Origin of the sequence: Chelatococcus sambhunathii (genome assembly GCF_001418005.1) — a bacterium.
GTDB lineage: Bacteria > Pseudomonadota > Alphaproteobacteria > Rhizobiales > Beijerinckiaceae > Chelatococcus_A > Chelatococcus_A sambhunathii.
Genome location: NZ_LIOL01000004.1, coordinates 375,522 through 393,068 on the forward strand (window position 1 = coordinate 375,522; position 17,547 = coordinate 393,068).

The window sequence follows — 17,547 nt, forward strand, 5'->3', positions numbered from 1 at the left end:
GGCGGTCGCCCTCCTCACGGGCGGGGTGGCGAGGCGCCCTGCCGCCGGCTCCCCGGTCAGCGAAACTCTTGCCCGCCGGGCCCCTCCCGGCCGGACCCTTGCCGCCGGTGCGGCGCGGGCCGCGATGATCATCAGACTTGTCGTTCATGGCGCGGTGATAGCAGAGTGCAGGCAGCGAAGCGAGGAGGAGCATCAGGCTTCGACATGAATAACAGCGCGCGCACGGATGCGATGGCCATCGCCCTCGCCGAGGCCGAGGCGGCGGCGGCCCGCGGCGAGGTGCCGGTCGGCGCGGTCGTCGTGCGCGACGGTCTCGTGCTCGCCCGCGCCGGCAACCGTACGCGCGAGCTCAACGACCCGTCCGCCCATGCCGAGATGCTCGCCATCCGCGAGGCGTGCGGCGTGCTGGCCGACGAGCGGCTCACCGGCTGCGACCTCTACGTGACGCTGGAACCGTGCCCCATGTGCGCGGCCGCCATCTCCTTCGCGCGCATCCGGCGGCTCTATTTCGGCGCCGGCGATCCGAAGGGCGGCGCCGTCGAGAACGGCGTCCGGCTCTACGCCTCCCCCACCTGCCACCACGCGCCGGAGGTCTACGGCGGCATCCGCGAGAGCGAGGCCGCGCGCCTGCTCAGGGACTTCTTTCGCGAACGGCGCTGATCAGGTCGCGAGCAGCCACGCACCCGCTGCGATAAGGGCCGCACCGGCCACGCGCGCCAGCAAGGCGCCGAACGGCAGCACCTTCTCGCCGAGCACCAGGATGGCGAGCCCCGCCACCCACAGCAGGTTCATCACGCCGCCGACGAACAGGAGAACCATCAGCGCCACGCAGCAGCCGATGCAGTAGAGGCCGTGCCGCAGCCCGAGCGCGAAGGCCCCACCGGGATCACGCCGGAAGCCGCCGTGCGACTGGATGAACGCGAGAGGGGAGCGGCATTTGCTGAGGCAGGCGCCCTTCAGCGGCGTGAACTGGTAGAGCCCGGCCGCGATCAGCACGAGCCCGCCGATGCCGCGGCTCGCCAGCGCCGCCATCGGCGTGAGCAGCGCCAGGCTCTGCAGCGTCCATTGCGCGGTCGTGGCGAGAAGCGAGAACAGCGCCCAGGCGGCGAGATAGCCGCCCGCGAACCAGCCAGTGGCAGCAAAAGGCTTGCCCGAGGCCTCGGCCTGCCGACCGACGCGCGCATAGAGCAGCAGCATGGGAGCGGCCGACGGCAGCATCATGCCCACCATCATCACGAACCACATCGTGGCCATCAGCGCCGCCTCGCCCGGACGCCACGGCGCGAGGGCGGGTGCGAGCGGCGCCTTCGGCGTCCCCATGTCCATGCCGCCCATGTCCATGGTTTTATCGATGGTCTTGTCCATGGTGCCGGTCATGTCCATGCCGGCGTGGCCGCCCGTCGGCGCCTCCGTGCCCGGCGCGGCGGGCATGGTGTGGTCCATGTTGCCATGATCCATGCCGGCGTGATCCACGCCGCGATGATCCATGGCCGCCGCCAGCCACGCCAGATAGGCCCAGGCGAGGAGGATGATGACCGTGAGGGTGGCGATGACGACCGCCCTGTCGCGCTTCAGCACGGCCTCGAGGGAGACCATCCGTCCGTTGCTCATGGCGCGCTCTCGGCCACTGTCGGGACGGGGCGAGGGGCAGGGTCAGCGGACAGGGCGAGGCGGGCGAAAAGGCCGTGGGCATCCGTGAGGCGCATGGGCATGGGGCCGGATATCCGCGTCCAGCCGCGCCCGACCTCGGCCTGCCGGCGCTCGAAACCCTCCGGCATGTCGACGCGCACGCGGCGGATACGGCCCGACCCGTCGTGGAGCGGCTCGCCCCGGCTGTCGATGACGCCCGGAACGACGACGGCGGCGCGGCGCTGATCGATATCGATCTCGAACTCGATGGCCGAGAACAATGGCCCGTGCCGCATGTCGACGGTGGCCGCGAAGATCCGGAAAAAATCGGCGCCGGGGCCGGCATCCTCACCACTCATGATGCGCAGGAGGGCGGCCCGCTGGTCGGGGGCGGCCCGCTCATCGATGACGGTGAGCACCTGGCCGCCGCCCTCGCTGATGGCGCCAGGCCAGGAGAAGGCGACGACGGCCTTGAGACGGTCGAGCGCAACGGAACCGTACCGGCCTTCGTCGATCTCGAGGGCAGCCACGCCACGGCATGGGCCGTGAGAAGGCAGCATGTCGAACTGGTAGGGGCAGTCGTGGGCGCAGTTGAAGTTCACGAAGAAACGAGCCCTGATCGACCACTCGACGGCGCCAGCCATCGCACCCTCCCGGTCGCAGCCCTCTAGTTTTTATTTATTTTAACATAAATTGTGCCCGGCGACAGAAGACAGCCGGCAAGACGAAGCCCGAAACACTGGCGGCACCCGGTAACGAAAACGAGAGGCCGGGTTTGCGCGCCCAAGTGGTTTCATCCCGCCAGCGCACGCGGGCGTGGGCCGCCGGTCGCCCAGTCGATGAGCTCCACCGTATGCACGACGGGAACCGGCCGGCCGCGGTCGGCGAAGCCCTTGCCGATCTGCGTCATGCAGCCGATGTTGCCGGTGGCGACGATGGTCGCGCCGGTCTTCTCGATGTTGTCGACCTTGCGCTCGCGCAGCTGCCCGGCGATTTGGGGCTGCAGGATGTTGTAGGTACCGGCCGAGCCGCAGCAGATGTGGCCTTCCGGCACGTCCTTCACGGCAAAGCCCGCCTTGCGCAGCAGCTTCTTCGGCTCCTCGCGGATCTGCTGGCCGTGCTGCATCGAGCAGGCGGAGTGATAGGCGACAGTGAGATTGCCCACATCGGTCTGCGGCGCGAGCGGCAGCGCGGCGAGATATTCGGTGATGTCCTTCGCGAGCCCCGACACCCGGCGTGCCTTGTCGGCATAGGCCGGATCGTTGCGGAACATGAAGCCATAGTCCTTGATCGTGGTGCCGCAGCCCGAGGCCGTGATGATGATTGCGTCGAGCCCGCCCTCCTCGATCTCGCGCGTCCAGGCGTCGATGTTGCGCCGTGCGAAGGCATGACCCGCCGCCTCGCGTCCCATGTGATGGACGAGCGCGCCGCAGCAGCCCTCCCCTTCCGCCAGCACCACCTCAACCCCGTGGCGGTTGAGCAGGCGGATGGCGGCGGCGTTGATGCCGGGGTCGAGCACCGGCTGGGCGCAGCCGGACAGCAGGGCGACCCGTCCGCGGCGCGGTCCCTCGGCCGGATGGACGGTGCGGTATTCGCTCTCCCCGGCCGGCAAGGCGGCGGGCACGAGTTCCAGCATCGCCGAAAGCCTCGCGCCGACGCCCGGCAGGCGCGCGACGGTGCCGCGCAGGGGCTTTGCGAGGCGCGCGGCGATCAGGGCGGCGCGGAAACGGGCGGGATAGGGCAGGACGGCTGCGAGCAGCGTGCGCACCAGCCTGTCGTGCCACGGGCGCCGGTAGGTCTCCTCGATATGGGCGCGGGCGTGGTCGACGAGGTGCATGTAATGGACGCCCGAGGGGCAGGTCGTCATGCACGACAGGCACGACAGGCAGCGGTCGACGTGCTTCGTTACCTCCTCACTCGCCGGCTTGCCGCTCTCCAGCATCTCCTTGATGAGGTAGATGCGCCCGCGCGGGGAATCGAGTTCGTCGCCGAGCAGGAGATAGGTGGGGCAGGTCGCCGTGCAGAAGCCGCAGTGCACGCAGGTGCGCAGGATCTTTTCGGATTCCTGCATCTCAGGGGTCGTCAGTTGCTCGGGGCGGAAGTTGGTCTGCATCTAGATCCCGGCATACATGCGGCCGGGCTCGAAGATCCCGGCAGGGTCGACGGCGCGCTTCACGCCCTCGCTCAGGCGCATCAGCGGCGCGGCGAGCGGCTGGAAGGGCTGGAGCGCCGCCCGGATATCGGCCGGCGCGCGCCACAAGGTGGCGTGGCCGCCGTGCGGGGCAAGCGCTTCGCGGATCATCGTGGCCCCGCAGTCTCCCTCCGCCCGCACCGATAGCCAGACGAGGCCGCCGCCCCAGTCGTAGAAGAAGCGGGCTTCGGCGAGGCCGGCAACGGCCGCGACGACGCGCGGGCCGGCCGTCGGCACCGTAGACAGCCGCCAGACGGCATGCGCCTGCGGCTCGGCGAGGAAGCGTACGTCGCGCACATCCTGCCACAGGCGCCGCGCCTCCCCAGCATCGACAATGCGCTCGGCCGGACCGTAGGGCGCGAGCAGATGGCGCAGTTCGCCCACACGGTAGTCCACCGACGGCGAAAAGCCCTCGATGCGCAAGACAGTACGCGCCCGCTCGCCGCCGAGGCCGGCCGGCAGGTGCGCCGCGCCGGTGATCTCGAAGGGTGAGCCGAGCGCCGCATTGAGCGCCTCCACACCGCGCGCATCGTCGAGACCCTCGATGACGAGGGTCGCCAAGCGCTCCGCCTTGGGCTGCACCTTGAAGGTTACTTCCGTCAGCAGCCCGAGCGTGCCCCAGGAGCCGGCCGCGAGCTTGACGAGATCGAGGCCCGTAACGTTCTTCATCACCCGCCCGCCGGACTTCACCACCTCGCCGCGCCCGTTGACGAAGCGCACGCCGATCATGGCATCGCGGCAGGCCCCGGCCATGATGCGGCGTGGACCGGAGAGATTGGTTGCAGCGAGCCCGCCGACCGTCGCCTCGCCCTCGCTGCCGAGCAGCGCGCGTGCATCCGCCGGCTCGAAGGGCAGCATCTGGCCGCGCTCCGCCAGCGTGCGCTCTATCTCGGCGAGCGGCGTGCCGGCGCGGGCGGCGATGACGAGCTCGGCCGGCTCGTAGAGCGTGATGCCGGTGAGCGCCTTGGTCGACAGCGTCGCCTCGGCATTCACCGGCCGGCCGACGGCCGCCTTCGTGCCGCCGCCGCGGATGGCGAGCGGGCGAGCGGCCGCCGCGCAGGCCGCGACGAGCGCGGCCGCCTCCTGTTCGTTCTCGGGCGTCAGCACCGTATCGGAGATGGTGGCGGACCTTGGCAGCGTCATTGCACCACCCGACCGTCGAGCGGGAAGACCTTGGCCGGATTGAGCAGCCACGCCGGATCGAAGACGCCGCGAATGCGCATCTGCTGCACGAGATCGACCTCGGAATACTGGTGCCGCATGAGATCGCGCTTCTCGATGCCGACGCCGTGCTCGCCGGTGAGGCAGCCGCCCACCTCGACGCAGAGCTTGAGGATGTCGGCACCGGCCGCCTCCGCCTTCTCGAGCTCGCCCGGCTTGTTGATGTCGTAGAGCACGAGCGGGTGCAGGTTGCCGTCCCCGGCATGGAAGATGTTGGCGACGCCGAGGCCGTAGCCGGTGCAGATCTCGCTGATGCGCTTCAGCACATGGGGCAACTGGCCGGTCGGAATGGTGCCGTCCATGCACAGATAATCGGCGATGCGGCCCATGGCGCCGAAGGCGGACTTGCGGCCCTTCCAGATGGCGGCGCTCTCGGCCTCCGAGCGCGAGACACGCAGCGCCTTGGGCGAGAAGCGCTCGGCTATGGCGACGATGCGCTTCAGCGCGTCCTCGATCTCGGCCTCCGAGCCCTCCACCTCGATGATGAGCAGCGCCTCGACGTCGAGCGGATAGCCCGCATGGGCGAAGGCCTCGCACACCTTGATGGCCGGCCGGTCCATGAATTCGAGCGCCACGGGGATGATGCCGGCCCCGATGATGGCCGCGACGCAGGCGCCCGCCGTCTCCACCGAATCGAAGCCCATCAGCGCCGGGCGCGCGCCCTCCGCCTGGCGCAGGATGCGCACGGTCGCCTCGGTGATGACGCCGAGCTGGCCTTCCGAACCGCAGACGAGGCCGAGCATGTCATAGCCCGGCGCGTCGAGATGGGCGCCGCCGATCTCCACCACCGTGCCGTCGAGCAGCACCATGGTGACGCCGAGCAGGTTGTTGGTGGTGACACCGTACTTGAGGCAGTGGGCACCGCCCGAGTTCATGGCAATGTTGCCGGCGATCGTGCAGGCGAGCTGCGACGAGGGATCCGGCGCATAGAAGAAGCCCTCGTGCGCCACCGCCTGGCTGATGGCGAGATTGGTGATGCCGGCCTGGACGCGCGCCGTGCGGTTGACGAAATCGATGTCGAGCACGCGGTTCATCTTGGCGATGCCGAGAACGACCGCATCCTCCTGCGGGATCGCGCCGCCGGCGAGCGAGGTGCCGGCGCCGCGCGGCACCACCTTGACGCCCTCGGCATGGCAGAAGCGCAGCACGGCCGCGACCTCCTCCGTCGTCGACGGCAGGACGACCGCGAGCGGCACCTGGCGGTAGGCCGTGAGCGCATCGGTCTCGAAGGCACGCCGCTCGTCCTCGGAGGTGATGACCGCCTCGGCCGGCAACAGGCGCGCAAGGCCGGCGATGATGGCCTCGCGCCGTCCCAGAACCGCCGCATCCGGCGCGGGAAAAGCGATGGTCGTCACGGCATCCTCCCTGCGTGCCCGAGAGAGCACCATCTTGATCCTCCCTCGCACGGGGGAGGTGGCGCTGCACAGCAGCGACGGAGGGGGCCAAGCGCCCGAGACGGTGAGCGCCGTTCCCGACTAGGCCCCACCCGTCTCGGTCCTTCGGACCGATCCACCCTCCCCTCAAGAGGAGGGATCAAGCCCACCTGCTCCGTACAATCTGCACAGCAAACCTTATCGAGAATCACTTTAATCGATTGACAATCCTTTGCCAGCGCGACCGAAAGCAGCAAGATTGTTTCGCTTTCAGAAAAAGTGGGGGCGTGCGGTGGACCATCTCGGCGATCTCGACGTCTTTGCCCGCGTCGTCGCGGCCAAGGGCATGTCGGCGGCCGGCCGCGAGCTCGGCCTGTCGCCGGCCGTCATCTCCAAGCGCATCCGGCGGTTGGAGGAGCGGCTCGGCGTGCGTCTCCTGCAGCGCACGACGCGCCAGATCGCGCTGACGGACATCGGCCAGGGCTTCTACGAGCGGGTCGTCGCCATCCTCGCCGCGGTGGAGGAAGCGGAGGGCTGGGCGACGAGCGGCGCGGAGACGGCGCGGGGCGTGCTGCGCGTCTCGGCGCCGACTTCCTTCGGGCGCATGCACATCGCCCCGCACGTCAAGCGCTTCCTCGACGAGCACCCGGGCGTGACCGTCGACCTCGAGCTGTCGGACGCCTTCGTCGATGTGGTGGCCGAAGGGTTCGACGTTGCCGTGCGCATCGCCGACCTCGCCGATTCGAGCCTCGTCGCCCGCCGGCTGGCACCGAACCACCGCCTGCTCTGCGCCACGCCCGGCTATCTTGCCGTGCACGGGCGGCCGCGGGGCGTGGAGGACCTTGCCCGCCATACGCTCCTCGCCCACAACACCGACCATTGGCGGCTCGAGGGGCCGCAGGGCCTCGTCTCTATCAAGGTCACCGGCCCGCTCAGGACCAATTCGAGCGAGGTGGTGCGCGAGGCGGTGCTGGCCGGCATCGGCATCGCCTTGCGCTCGACCTGGGACATCGGCCCCGAACTCGAGGACGGACGGCTCGAAGCCGTGCTGCCCGGCTGGCGCGGAGTGAGCCGGGTCGGCATCTACGCCGTCTATCCGAGCCGCCGCCATCTGCAGCCGAAGGTGCGGGCCTTCATCGACTTTCTCGCCGCGCTCTACGGGCCGCGGCCCTACTGGGACGCCGGCCTCGGCCTGCCCGACGAAGCGGCATGAGCGACATTTCTCCCCTCCCCCTTGCGGCGAGGGGAATGAGCCGCGGCCTTCCAAACGCAATCAATCAAGGATGATCCTCCCCCGCATGGCGGCGGCGGATGCGGCGCACGACGAGCCAGACGGCCAGCACTGCCAGCGGCACGGCGGCTGCAGTGGCAAGGCCCGGCTCCGGTACCGGCAGGCCGGCCTCCTTGGCACCCTTGGCGAGGTAGCCGAGCAGGCCGACGACGTAATAGCTGATGGCCGCGACCGAGAGTCCTTCCACCGTCTGCTGCAGGCGCAGCTGCAGGCGGGTGCGGTTGTTCATGGCGACGAGAAGGTCCCGGTTCTGCTGCTCGATCTCGACATCGACGCGCGTGCGTAGCAGCGTCGCCGCGCGGGCGAGCTTGCGCGAGAGGTTGGCCTGCCGCTCCTCGAGCGTCTGGACCGTGCGCATGGCCGGTGCAAGGCGTCGGGCGAGGAAGGCGGCCCAGGTCGGCAGGCCCTCGTAGGGCTCTTCTCCGATGACGTCGAGCCGCTGCTGCACGATGCGGTCATAGGCGCGGCTCGCGCCGAAGCGGTAGCTCGACGAGGCGGATTCGGCCTCCGAGACGGCAGCGAGCGCCGTCAGTTCGTCGAGCAGGGCGGAGTTTGCGGTCGCCCCCACCGTCTCGCGCATGGCACGGGTGATGCGCGCGAGCTCCTCCTCCATCTGCCTGAGGCCGGGCGCAAGGCGCTGAGCCTCGGGCAGGCCGAGCAGGGCGAGCGTGCGGTAGGTCTCAATCTCGATGAGCCGCTGGGTCAGCGCACCGGCGCGGGCGGGGCTCAGGTCGAGATCGAGCACCAGGATGCGCACGGCGCCGCGCTCGTCGGGGCGGAAATCCGTCGCCGCCAGCGCCGCCCCGCCGTCCATGATGGAGGCGGCGAGCGAGGCCCGGTCGAAGATGTCCTCCAGCGACAGGGCCGCGGCCTCGGGCAGGAGATGCAGGTCGAGCGCGACGAGCAGCGGGCCCGGGGCGGGGAGCCCGCTCATCGGGGCATGCGGCCGCTCGACGGCGGCAAAGGGCGTCCTGTGGTCGCAGGCGATGCGCCAGGTGTAGGTGATGAACTCGCTGTGCTGCTCCCAGCGCAGTTCGCCGCCGGACAGGGGCACGTGGTGGAAGCGCGTATCCGGCTGCGGTCCCGCCACGCCGCGAGCGAGACAGAAGGCGCCGAGGCGCTCACGATCCTCGCGGCATGCCGCCGCATCGGCCATGAAGGCGAAATGCATGAGCCGCGCCGGCGTCGCGAGCGGCACGAAGGGCCGCGCATGCATCTCGCCCAGAACCGCCGCCCGTAACGGATGCTCCTGCATCGCCCCTCCAGCCAAGATATCCCGGCTCGCCCTGTGCCCCAGCATGCGCGGCGGCGCGCAGCCCTGCAACCGCAGGATGGCTGCCGTGCCCCGCGTCGAGGCCGCTTGCAACCGGCGCAACGGTTCGTCATGTTCTCGAACCGTTTAGAAAATCTTGAAGCTGAACCGCCGGGAGACCGCACGTGAGGGACATCCGCCCGTGACTGCCGAAGCCGCCCCCGAAGTCGCCCACCCCGGGCCGCGCGTCGGCCTCTTCGTCACCTGCCTCGTCGATCTCATGCGGCCTTCGGTCGGCTTTGCCGCGGTGAAGCTGCTGGAGGATGCCGGCTGCATCGTCGAGGTGCCGGTTCAGACCTGCTGCGGCCAACCCGCCTACAATTCCGGCGACCGCGGCACGACCCGCGCCCTCGCCGAGCAGGTCATCGAGAACTTCCGCGGCTTCGACTATGTGGTGGCGCCCTCGGGCTCGTGCGCCGGCATGATCAGGAAGCACTATCCCGAGCTCTTCCACGACGACCCCAACTGGCTTCCGCGGGCCAGCGATCTCGCCGCCCGCACCCATGAACTGACGAGCTTTCTCGTCGACGTGCTCAAGGTGCGGCACGTCGAGGCGCGCTACGAGGGGCGCGTGACCTATCACGATTCCTGCTCCGGCCTGCGCGAGCTCGGCGTCGCCCGCCAGCCGCGCCAGCTCCTGAAGACGGTCGCGGGCCTCGAACTGGTCGAGATGCAGGAGAGCGACGTCTGTTGCGGTTTCGGCGGCACCTTCGCCGTGAAATACGGGGAAATCTCCGATGCCATCGTGACGAAGAAGGCGGAGAACATCGCGGCCTCCGAGGCCGACACCCTGCTTGCGGGCGACCTCGGCTGCCTGATGAACATGGCGGGCAAGCTCGCCCGCGAAGGCAAGGCGACGAAGGTGCGGCACGTGGCCGAGGTGCTCGCGGGCATGACGGACGAGGCCCCCATCGCGGCTGCAGCGGCGCAGCGGAGCGGGAGCGCGTGAGCCAGCGCACACCACGGCGCATTCGACTAAAGGCGAATTGCCCCTGATGCCGTCCCGTGGTGCCTCATCGCCCCGTGCTGCCGTCTTCGATTCCTGCGGATCGATGGGCGTGATGCGGGAGCACATCCTGCACCGGCCGGGCGATAACGACAAAGACAACGCGCGGACGGCTGTCGGCCACAAGCTCCAAGAGGGGAGCGGCAAACCGCCACCGGGCAGGCGAGAGGTCGTGCGCGGCCGCTCGCCTGCCCATTGCCGCCGGAAGTTGCGCCTCGCCTTTGCTCCCACACGTTGCCCGTCCCTCTTCCGGAAGGTTCCGAGGATGACGCTCGGCCTCTTTGGCGCGTCACGTCTCGCGCAGGATCCTGCGATTGCGCGGCTGAACGGGGCGGGCGTTGTTCGGATAGAGCGCCGCGAAGCGGGCGACCTGCGTCTCGGCCACCTCCACGGGCGTGGTAAGCACGATCCAGTCCACACCCTCGCTGCACGGGGGCGTCGTGAGCGAGCCGCTATAGCGCACATAGCGTCCGGCATCCGGCAGAAGGCCCGAGATATCGAGGCCCGTCAGGGCGGCGGAAGCGCCAGCCTGCTGCGGCGCATGCGCCAGGATCGTCTCGAAGGCCCCGTTGGCTCGCCCGCGCGCCAGGAGAACACCGAGCACGGCGAGGCCGCCGTCCGTACCGCGATGCACGAAGTGGCATTCGAGGGGAAAGCGCCTGCCGCGCAGGCGGTGCTCGCTCGGGTGGTGGAAGTGGAACTGGATGAGGTCGTAGACATCCTCGCCGACGACCAGCCTGTTGCCCGGTGCCGCATCGATCTGGACCGTATGGCCGTTGTTGGCGATGCGCGGGAAGCCGGCAGCATAGCGCGGATCGAGCTTCGGCAGATCGGCGCGCTGCGGATGATCGAGATCGATGGGCGATTGGCCGCGGCCGATGGCGCAGGCCCTGAACTCCTCCGACAGCTTGCCCCAGTATTCCGGCCCTTCGCCGCCCTCATAACCCCAATGCGGCTCGCCCGCCGCGGCGGCACCAGCGCAGACCGGGCAAAGCGCCAGGCCGGCAAAACCCTTGATGAAAGAACGGCGGTCCATGCAACATCTCCAAATAATCAACGAGCATCGTATTCGGATAGGGCGACTTTCTCTGCGATAGCCGGATTGATATTGCCGGACTCTACTTCAGGGAGCTCCGCCATTGCTCGCACGGCGGGCACGGAAGGACAGCAGCGTGCGCCGGCGAAACGCTGCCCCACCGCGATTGGCCTCGCCCGTCGCACTTGACGCGCGGGACCCGTCCTCCTGATATGCTGACCGCCCGAGGGACGACAAAGACATGACGCTTCATCCCACCTCTCCGAAGTTCAAGGAAAACGCCCATCAGGCGCTCGGCGACACGCAGCTGCAGAAGGCGCTGGGCAATGTGCGGCAGGGCTTCATCGACAAGCGCGTGCATGCGGCCGAGCGGCTGCCCGAGTTCGAGGCGTTGCGGGATTCGGCGCGGGACATCAAGAACCACACCCTCGCCCATCTCGACCTCTACCTGGAGCGCTACGAGCAGGCGGTGACCGCGGCCGGCGGGCATGTCCATTTCGCCCGCACGGCGAAGGAGGCCTGCGACATCGTCGGCGCGATCTGCCGGCGCCTCGAGGCGAAGACCGTCACCAAGGGCAAGTCGATGATCGCCGAGGAGATCGGGCTCAACGCCCATCTCGAGGGCCTCGGCATGGAGCCGGTGGAGACCGACCTCGGCGAATACATCATCCAGCTCAGGAACGAGCCGCCCTCGCATATCATCGCCCCCGCCGTGCACCTCACCAAGGAGCAGGTGGCGTCGGACTTCCGCCGCGTGCACAAGGGGCTCGACAAGGACCGCGACCTCACCGAGCCGGTGACGCTCCTCGGCGAGGCGCGCCAGGTGCTGCGCGAGCGCTTCCTCGCTGCCGACGTCGGCATCACGGGCGCGAACTTCCTCGTCGCGGAGACAGGCACCTCCATCATCGTCACCAACGAGGGCAACGGCGACCTGACACAGACCCTGCCCAAGGCGCATATCGTGCTCGCCTCGATCGAGAAGCTGGTGCCGACGCTGGAGGACGTGTCGCAAATCCTGCGCGTGCTCGCCCGTTCGGCGACCGGGCAGGACATGTCGGTCTACACCACCTTCTCCACCGGGCCGCGGCGGCCGGGCGACCCGGACGGGCCGGGCGAATACCACGTCGTCATCCTCGACAACGGGCGCTCGGCGATGCTGGGCACGGATTTCCAGGACATGCTGCGCTGCATCCGCTGCGGTGCCTGCATGAACCATTGCCCGGTCTACCACGCCGTCGGCGGGCACGCCTACGGCTGGGTCTATCCCGGGCCCATGGGCGCCGTGCTGACGCCAAGCCTCATCGGCGTCGACAAGGCCGGGCACCTGCCCAATGCCTCGACCTTCTGCGGACGCTGCGAGAGCGTGTGCCCCGTACGCATCCCGCTGCCCAAGATGATGCGCCACTGGCGCGAGCGCGAGTTCGAGCGGCATCTGACACCGGCCACCGTCCGCTCGGGCCTCTCGGTATGGGGCTTCTTCGCCCGGCGGCCGACGCTCTACCGGCTCGCGACCGGCCTTGCCATGCGCGCCCTCGCCTTCGCCGGCGGCGGCAAGGGGCGCCTGCGCTGGCTGCCGGGCGCCGGTGGCTGGACGCGCTATCGCGACTTCCCCGCCCCGCAGGGCGCCTCCTTCCAGGAGCGCTGGCGCAAGGAGCGCGCCAACCGGAAGGTGGCCTGAGATGAGCGGCAATCCCAAAAACGATTCCGCCATGAGCAACGCCCGCGCCGAGATCTTCGCCAATATCCGCCGCTCGCTCGGCGTCACCGGCACTGAGGCGCCGCGCCGCGACGCGGTCGACGACCGCATCGAGCGCGCGCCCAAGGGGCTCATTCCCGGCCGCGGTCAGGTGACCGGTTCCGAGCGCATCGCCCTGTTCAAGGCCGAGGCCGAGCGGGCACAGGCGAGTGTCGCCATGGTCTCCTCGGCGGATGCGGTGCCGGCGGCGGTTGCCGACTATCTGCGCGACCACAACCTGCCGGCCGCGGTGCGCATGGGCGCGGACGCGCGCCTCGCCAGCATGCCGTGGGGAGAGACAGCGCTGGAGATTACGAGAGGAGCGAGCGAGGGGCGCGACCTCAACGGCGTCAGCCATGCCTTCGCCGGTATCGCCGAATCCGGCACGCTCGTCCTCGTCTCGGGCGAGGACAATCCGACGACGCTCAATTTCCTGCCCGACAATCACATCGTCGTCGTCAATGCGAAGGACCTCGCCGGCGACTACGAGGAGATGTGGGGCCGCATCCGCTTCACCTACGGCAAGGGGCAGATGCCGCGCACCGTGAACTTCGTGACGGGCCCTTCCCGTTCAGGCGACATCGAGCAGACGCTGCTGCTCGGCGCCCACGGCCCGCGACGCGTGCATATCGTCGTCGTGGAGGGGTGAAGGAGGAGGTGCTCGGACGCGATACCGGCGGCTCTTTTGTCACACGTCATGCCCGCGCTCGTCGCGGGCATCCACGCCCTTAAAGGCTGCGCGACGTCGAAGGCGTGGCTGGCCGGGACGAGCCCGGCCATGACGAGAGCGGTTGCACTTCCCCGCCCCTAACCCAGGTCAGGCCGCCGGCGTGACGAGCTTCAGCCCGACGATGCCGGCGACGATGAGGCCGATGCAGCCGAGCCTGAGCGCGTCGGCGGCCTCGCCGAACAGCATGATGCCGAGCATCACCGTGCCGACCGTGCCGACGCCGGTCCAGACAGCATAGGCAGTGCCGAGCGGCAGGTTCTTGAGGGCGAGGCCGAGAAGGCCGAGGCTCACGATCATCGAGGCGACGGTGAGTGCCGTCGGCAGCGGCCGGCTAAAACCATCCGTGAACTTGAGGCCGACGGCCCAGCCCACTTCGAAGAGGCCGGCAAGGAATAGATAGGCCCAAGCCATAACGCACGATCCTGTCGTTGTGCCCGCCGGACGCTGAATGCCATCGGGGCCGGGCGGCGGCAGGGTCGTCCCGGCCGGGAGAAAACCCGGCCTGCGCCGGGGCAGGGTCGTCCCCACGGCGCGAGAGGTGGGACACCGACTGCCGGTCGTCAAGGGCCGGCGGACGTGGTGATCAGCCGGCCTGCCCCGCGATGAGGCGGGCGGCCGCGAGATCCTCCAGCGCATAGCCGACGGACTTGAAGAGGGTGATCTCGTCCTCGCCGGTGCGGCCCGGATGGGCGCCGGTGACGAGTTCCTTCAGGTCGGCGCGGATGTCGCTCTCGGCGATGATGCCGGCCGCCAGCGGCTGGGCGAGATCACCGGCGAGGATGGCGCCGGGGCGCAGGTCGACGAACAGGCTCGCCCGCCGCACCGCCTCGTCGTCGGCCTCGCGCATGTCGCCCTTGAAGGCGCCGACGAGGTCGAGATGGGCGCCGGGCTTGAGCCATGCGCCCCGCACGACCGGCTGGGTCGCGCTCGTGCAGCAGGAGATGACGTCCGCCGCCGCGGCGCTTGCAGCGAGGTCCTCGCAGACCTGCGCCGTCAGCCCCTCCTCCGCGAGGGCCGCGACGACCTGAGCCGCCTTGTCGGGGCTACGGCCATAGATCTCGATGCGGGTGAAGGCGCGCACGCTCGCATGGGCCGCGGCCATGTTGGCCGAGAGCTGCCCGGTGCCGACGACGAGAAGATGCCGCGCATCCGCGCGCGCGAGGCGTTTGGCCGCGACCGCCGAGGCGGCGGCGGTGCGGCGGACGGTGAGTTCATCGCCCTCGTAGACGCCCTTGAGGCGCCCGTCGGCGCCGTCGAAGAGGAGGTAGGCGGCGTTGATGGTAGCGAGGCCGAGGGCCGTATTGCCCGGGAAGAAGGTGACGGCCTTGACGCCGATGCTGTCGCCGCCGATCCAGGCCGGCATCAGGAGCAGCGTGCCGTCGTCGCCCTTCGGGTTCGCGATGGTGAGGCTCTGGCGCTGGGGCACGTCGGCGCCTCTGGCGAACATCTCCTCAAGGGCGGCGATGAGGCCCGGCCACGGCAGGGCGGCACGGACCGCGGCGGCATCAAACATCTGCATGGTCAGATCGAATCCCGGTTGACGCTCACGCGATCTTTTGCGGAAACGGCGGCGGGCGGCAACCGCCGTCGGCCCCTGCCTTTACACACGACCTCGTTTCCCGGGCGCATGCAGCGCGAGCGGAATGCGACCCCGGAACCAGCGTGAGGACTCGCCGAAGGCGCCGTATATCCCGCGACGAATGAGCCCCGGATCAGCACCGCAGCATTTCATGCTGCAGCGCATCCGGGGCACGAGGGCGCCGCGACGCGCCCTCCCCTCACACCGCGCCGGTGAGCACCGGCTCGATCTGTTCCATCGCCCAGTCGATCTCCTCGCGACCGATGACGAGCGGCGGGGCGAGGCGGATGGTGTCGCCGTGCGTGTCCTTGGCGAGGACGCCGCGTGCCTGCAGGGCCTCGCAGTAGCGGCGGGCGCCGCCGGCTTCCGGATGGAGCTCGACGGCGATCATGAGGCCGCGCCCGCGCACCTCGCGCATGATGTTGCTGCGCAGGCCGGCGAGCGCCTGCTGGAAATAGGCGCCCTGCACAGCCGAGTTCTCGATCATGCCCTCGTCCGTCAGCACCTTGAGCGCCGCGCGCGCGACGGCGCAGGCGAGCGGATTGCCGCCGAAGGTCGAGCCGTGCTGACCGGGCTTCAGGACCCCGAGCACCTCGGAATTGGAGAGCACGGCCGAGACCGGATAGAAGCCGCCCGACAGGGCCTTGCCGATGAGGGTGACGTCCGCCTCGATGCCCTCGTGCTCCTCGGCCAGCAGCTTGCCGGTGCGGCCGAGGCCGGTCTGGATCTCGTCGAGGATCAGGGTAACGTTGTGCGTGGTGCACAATTCGCGCACGCGCTTGAAATAGCCGGCCGGCGGGATGACGACGCCGGCCTCGCCCTGGATGGGCTCGACGAGGAAGCCGACGGTGTTGGGCGTGATCGCCGCCTCGAAGGCGGCCGCATCGCCGAAGGGCACGACGCGGAAGCCCGGCGCGAAGGGGCCGAAGCCGCCGCGCGCGTCGGGGTCCGTCGAGAAGCCGACGATGGTGATGGTGCGGCCGTGGAAGTTGTTGGCGCAGACGATGACCTCGGCCTGGCCCTCCGGCACGCCCTTGACCTCGTAGCCCCACTTGCGCACGGCCTTGATGGCGCTCTCCACCGCCTCGGCGCCGCTGTTCATGGGCAGCACCTTGTGCGAGCCGGTGAGCGTCGCGACCTCCTCGTAGAACAGCGCCAGCTGCTCGTTGCGGAAGGCGCGGGAGGTGAGCGTCAGTTTCTTCGCCTGCTCGACCATGGCGGCGAGGATCCTGGGGTGACAATGCCCCTGGTTGACGGCGGAATAGGCGGACAGGCAGTCGAGATAGCGCCGCCCCTCCACGTCCCACACCCAGACGCCCTCGCCGCGCGCGAGCACCACGTCGAGCGGCTTGTAATTGTGGGCGCCGAGTGCCTGTTCGAGGGCGATGAAATCGGCCGAGAGCATGGTCATGAGGTGGTCTCCGCAAAGGTCGCGGCGGCGCGGGCGATGCCGCGCTGGCCGGCGGGACGATCGAGCACCGAGCGGCCGAAGAGGCTCGCCGTCAGCTCGGCGAGCACCACGGCGCTGCGGCCGCGCTCGTCGAGGAAGGGATTGAGTTCGACGATGTCGAGCGAGCCGACGAGGCCGCTGTCGTGCAGCATCTCCATGACGAGATGGGCCTCGCGATAGGTCGCGCCGCCGGGCACCGGGGTGCCGGCCCCCGGCGCCACCGCGGGGTCGAGGAAATCGACGTCGAGGCTGACGTGCAGGTGCGTCCGCGCCGGATCGAGATCGGCGAGGATGCGGCGCAGCAGCACCGAGACGCCGAACTCGTCGACGAGGCGCATGTCGATGCCGTCGAGGCCGTTGAGCGCGATCGCCCGCCGCTCCTCCTGGTCGATCGAGCGCAGGCCGAAGAGATGCACGTTCTCCGGCGCGAGCGGCGGGAAGCGATGCTTGCCGAGGAGCGGCTTCAGGCTCTCGTCGCCGCACAGCATGGCCACCGGCATGCCGTGGATGTTGCCGGACGGGCTGGTCGCCGGCGTGTTGAAATCGGCATGGGCATCGAGCCAGAGCAGCACGAGGTCACGCCCCGTCGCGGCGCAGTGGCGCGCGACGGCGCTCACCGTGCCCATGGAGATGCTGTGGTCGCCGCCCATGAAGACCGGCATCTGCCCCGCCTCGAGGATCGAGAGCGCCCGCTCGTGGGCAGCGCGGACGAAGCCCGCGACGGTGCCGGCGCTGCGGCAGCGCGCGGCGATTTCCGCCGGCAGGTCATGGTCGGCGACCGTCTCCGGCGTCACATCGCCGTGGTCGTGCACGCGATGGCCGAGCCCCGTCAACCGCGCCGCAAGCCCGGCCGTGCGCAGGGCGGCCGGCCCCATCAGCGTGCCGGCGACGGCACCGCCGGCCTCGAGCGGAATACCGAGAAGGCCGATGTCACGCGGCCCTGCAATGTCCTTCACCCGCCTCGTCCCTTCGCCAGAAGCTGATGCGTCGCGAG

Annotated in this window: 16 protein-coding genes; 5 read left to right on the forward strand and 11 right to left on the reverse strand. The window is 69.7% G+C overall.

Going from position 1 to position 17,547, the window contains the following annotated elements; all coding sequences use genetic code 11:
• Positions 1-204 precede the first annotated feature (204 nt).
• Positions 205-660 carry a nucleoside deaminase gene (locus ASC46_RS10860; RefSeq protein ID WP_055459316.1) on the forward strand — a complete coding sequence of 152 codons (456 nt, stop codon included), beginning with the start codon at positions 205-207 and terminating at the stop codon, positions 658-660.
• Here the strand turns inward: ASC46_RS10860 and ASC46_RS10865 are convergent, their stop codons facing one another.
• The 5 genes from ASC46_RS10865 to ASC46_RS10885 form a co-directional block, all read right to left on the reverse strand.
• Positions 661-1,611, reverse strand: coding sequence for a DUF2182 domain-containing protein (locus ASC46_RS10865; protein WP_096335356.1), 951 nt, complete (start codon positions 1,609-1,611; stop codon positions 661-663).
• Positions 1,608-2,273 (reverse strand): DUF1326 domain-containing protein, encoded by a 666-nt coding sequence (locus ASC46_RS10870; protein ID WP_055459318.1) that lies wholly within the window; start codon positions 2,271-2,273, stop codon positions 1,608-1,610. The genes ASC46_RS10865 and ASC46_RS10870 overlap by 4 nt, the downstream gene beginning before the upstream one ends.
• A gap of 149 nt (positions 2,274-2,422) precedes the next feature.
• Entirely contained in the window at positions 2,423-3,742 is a 1,320-nt protein-coding gene (gene glcF / locus ASC46_RS10875) for a glycolate oxidase subunit GlcF (protein ID WP_055459319.1), read from the reverse strand.
• On the reverse strand, positions 3,743-4,963 hold the full coding sequence (gene glcE / locus ASC46_RS10880) for a glycolate oxidase subunit GlcE (protein WP_055459320.1): 1,221 nt from the start codon (positions 4,961-4,963) through the stop codon (positions 3,743-3,745). It lies immediately after the preceding gene.
• Positions 4,960-6,396, reverse strand: coding sequence for an FAD-linked oxidase C-terminal domain-containing protein (locus ASC46_RS10885; RefSeq protein WP_245280525.1), 1,437 nt, complete (start codon positions 6,394-6,396; stop codon positions 4,960-4,962). Before ASC46_RS10885 ends, glcE begins: the two co-directional genes overlap by 4 nt.
• A gap of 310 nt (positions 6,397-6,706) precedes the next feature.
• Here ASC46_RS10885 and ASC46_RS10890 point away from each other — a divergent pair, with 310 nt between their 5' ends.
• On the forward strand, positions 6,707-7,627 hold the full coding sequence (locus ASC46_RS10890) for a LysR family transcriptional regulator (protein ID WP_055459322.1): 921 nt from the start codon (positions 6,707-6,709) through the stop codon (positions 7,625-7,627).
• Between the two features lie 64 nt (positions 7,628-7,691).
• On the opposite strand, the gene ASC46_RS10895 is transcribed toward ASC46_RS10890, so the two are convergent.
• Positions 7,692-8,960, reverse strand: coding sequence for a DUF3422 family protein (locus ASC46_RS10895; protein ID WP_096335357.1), 1,269 nt, complete (start codon positions 8,958-8,960; stop codon positions 7,692-7,694).
• Positions 8,961-9,159: 199 nt separating this feature from the next.
• Here ASC46_RS10895 and ASC46_RS10900 point away from each other — a divergent pair, with 199 nt between their 5' ends.
• Positions 9,160-9,966 carry a (Fe-S)-binding protein gene (locus tag ASC46_RS10900; protein WP_055459389.1) on the forward strand — a complete coding sequence of 269 codons (807 nt, stop codon included), beginning with the start codon at positions 9,160-9,162 and terminating at the stop codon, positions 9,964-9,966.
• A gap of 346 nt (positions 9,967-10,312) precedes the next feature.
• Here the strand turns inward: ASC46_RS10900 and ASC46_RS10905 are convergent, their stop codons facing one another.
• The gene (locus ASC46_RS10905; RefSeq protein WP_055459323.1) at positions 10,313-11,059 is read right to left on the reverse strand and encodes a carbonic anhydrase; all 747 of its coding nucleotides are present in this window, start codon (positions 11,057-11,059) and stop codon (positions 10,313-10,315) included.
• A 241-nt stretch (positions 11,060-11,300) separates the two neighbouring features.
• On the opposite strand from ASC46_RS10905, the gene ASC46_RS10910 reads away from it, so the two are divergent.
• Together ASC46_RS10910 and ASC46_RS10915 are read left to right on the forward strand one after the other, a co-directional pair.
• Positions 11,301-12,737 carry a LutB/LldF family L-lactate oxidation iron-sulfur protein gene (locus tag ASC46_RS10910; RefSeq protein ID WP_055459324.1) on the forward strand — a complete coding sequence of 479 codons (1,437 nt, stop codon included), beginning with the start codon at positions 11,301-11,303 and terminating at the stop codon, positions 12,735-12,737.
• 31 nt (positions 12,738-12,768) lie between these two features.
• Positions 12,769-13,443 carry a LutC/YkgG family protein gene (locus ASC46_RS10915; protein ID WP_055459390.1) on the forward strand — a complete coding sequence of 225 codons (675 nt, stop codon included), beginning with the start codon at positions 12,769-12,771 and terminating at the stop codon, positions 13,441-13,443.
• 168 nt (positions 13,444-13,611) lie between these two features.
• On the opposite strand, the gene sugE is transcribed toward ASC46_RS10915, so the two are convergent.
• The 4 genes from sugE to rocF all read right to left on the reverse strand — a co-directional run bounded on the left by sugE (position 13,612) and on the right by rocF (position 17,500).
• Positions 13,612-13,935 carry a quaternary ammonium compound efflux SMR transporter SugE gene (gene sugE / locus ASC46_RS10920; protein WP_055459325.1) on the reverse strand — a complete coding sequence of 108 codons (324 nt, stop codon included), beginning with the start codon at positions 13,933-13,935 and terminating at the stop codon, positions 13,612-13,614.
• A gap of 172 nt (positions 13,936-14,107) precedes the next feature.
• Entirely contained in the window at positions 14,108-15,043 is a 936-nt protein-coding gene (lhpI, locus tag ASC46_RS10925; RefSeq protein WP_055459326.1) for a bifunctional Delta(1)-pyrroline-2-carboxylate/Delta(1)-piperideine-2-carboxylate reductase, read from the reverse strand.
• Between the two features lie 259 nt (positions 15,044-15,302).
• Positions 15,303-16,514, reverse strand: coding sequence for an ornithine--oxo-acid transaminase (rocD, locus tag ASC46_RS10930; protein WP_055459327.1), 1,212 nt, complete (start codon positions 16,512-16,514; stop codon positions 15,303-15,305).
• Positions 16,511-17,500 carry an arginase gene (rocF, locus tag ASC46_RS10935; protein WP_082464802.1) on the reverse strand — a complete coding sequence of 330 codons (990 nt, stop codon included), beginning with the start codon at positions 17,498-17,500 and terminating at the stop codon, positions 16,511-16,513. Before rocF ends, rocD begins: the two co-directional genes overlap by 4 nt.
• Between the last annotated feature and the right edge of the window lie 47 nt (positions 17,501-17,547).

Bases quoted from the DNA above. Each gene is read 5' to 3' on its own strand.
- ASC46_RS10895 (WP_096335357.1), bottom strand. From the start codon at position 8,960: ATGCAGGAGCATCCGTTACGGGCGGCGGTTCTGGGCGAGATGCATGCG.
- ASC46_RS10860 (WP_055459316.1), top strand. From the start codon at position 205: ATGAATAACAGCGCGCGCACGGATGCGATGGCCATCGCCCTCGCCGAG.
- ASC46_RS10865 (WP_096335356.1), bottom strand. From the start codon at position 1,611: ATGAGCAACGGACGGATGGTCTCCCTCGAGGCCGTGCTGAAGCGCGAC.
- ASC46_RS10915 (WP_055459390.1), top strand. From the start codon at position 12,769: ATGAGCAACGCCCGCGCCGAGATCTTCGCCAATATCCGCCGCTCGCTC.
- ASC46_RS10870 (WP_055459318.1), bottom strand. From the start codon at position 2,273: ATGGCTGGCGCCGTCGAGTGGTCGATCAGGGCTCGTTTCTTCGTGAAC.
- lhpI (WP_055459326.1), bottom strand. From the start codon at position 15,043: ATGCAGATGTTTGATGCCGCCGCGGTCCGTGCCGCCCTGCCGTGGCCG.
- ASC46_RS10910 (WP_055459324.1), top strand. From the start codon at position 11,301: ATGACGCTTCATCCCACCTCTCCGAAGTTCAAGGAAAACGCCCATCAG.
- rocD (WP_055459327.1), bottom strand. From the start codon at position 16,514: ATGACCATGCTCTCGGCCGATTTCATCGCCCTCGAACAGGCACTCGGC.
- glcF (WP_055459319.1), bottom strand. From the start codon at position 3,742: ATGCAGACCAACTTCCGCCCCGAGCAACTGACGACCCCTGAGATGCAG.
- ASC46_RS10905 (WP_055459323.1), bottom strand. From the start codon at position 11,059: ATGGACCGCCGTTCTTTCATCAAGGGTTTTGCCGGCCTGGCGCTTTGC.
- glcE (WP_055459320.1), bottom strand. From the start codon at position 4,963: ATGACGCTGCCAAGGTCCGCCACCATCTCCGATACGGTGCTGACGCCC.
- sugE (WP_055459325.1), bottom strand. From the start codon at position 13,935: ATGGCTTGGGCCTATCTATTCCTTGCCGGCCTCTTCGAAGTGGGCTGG.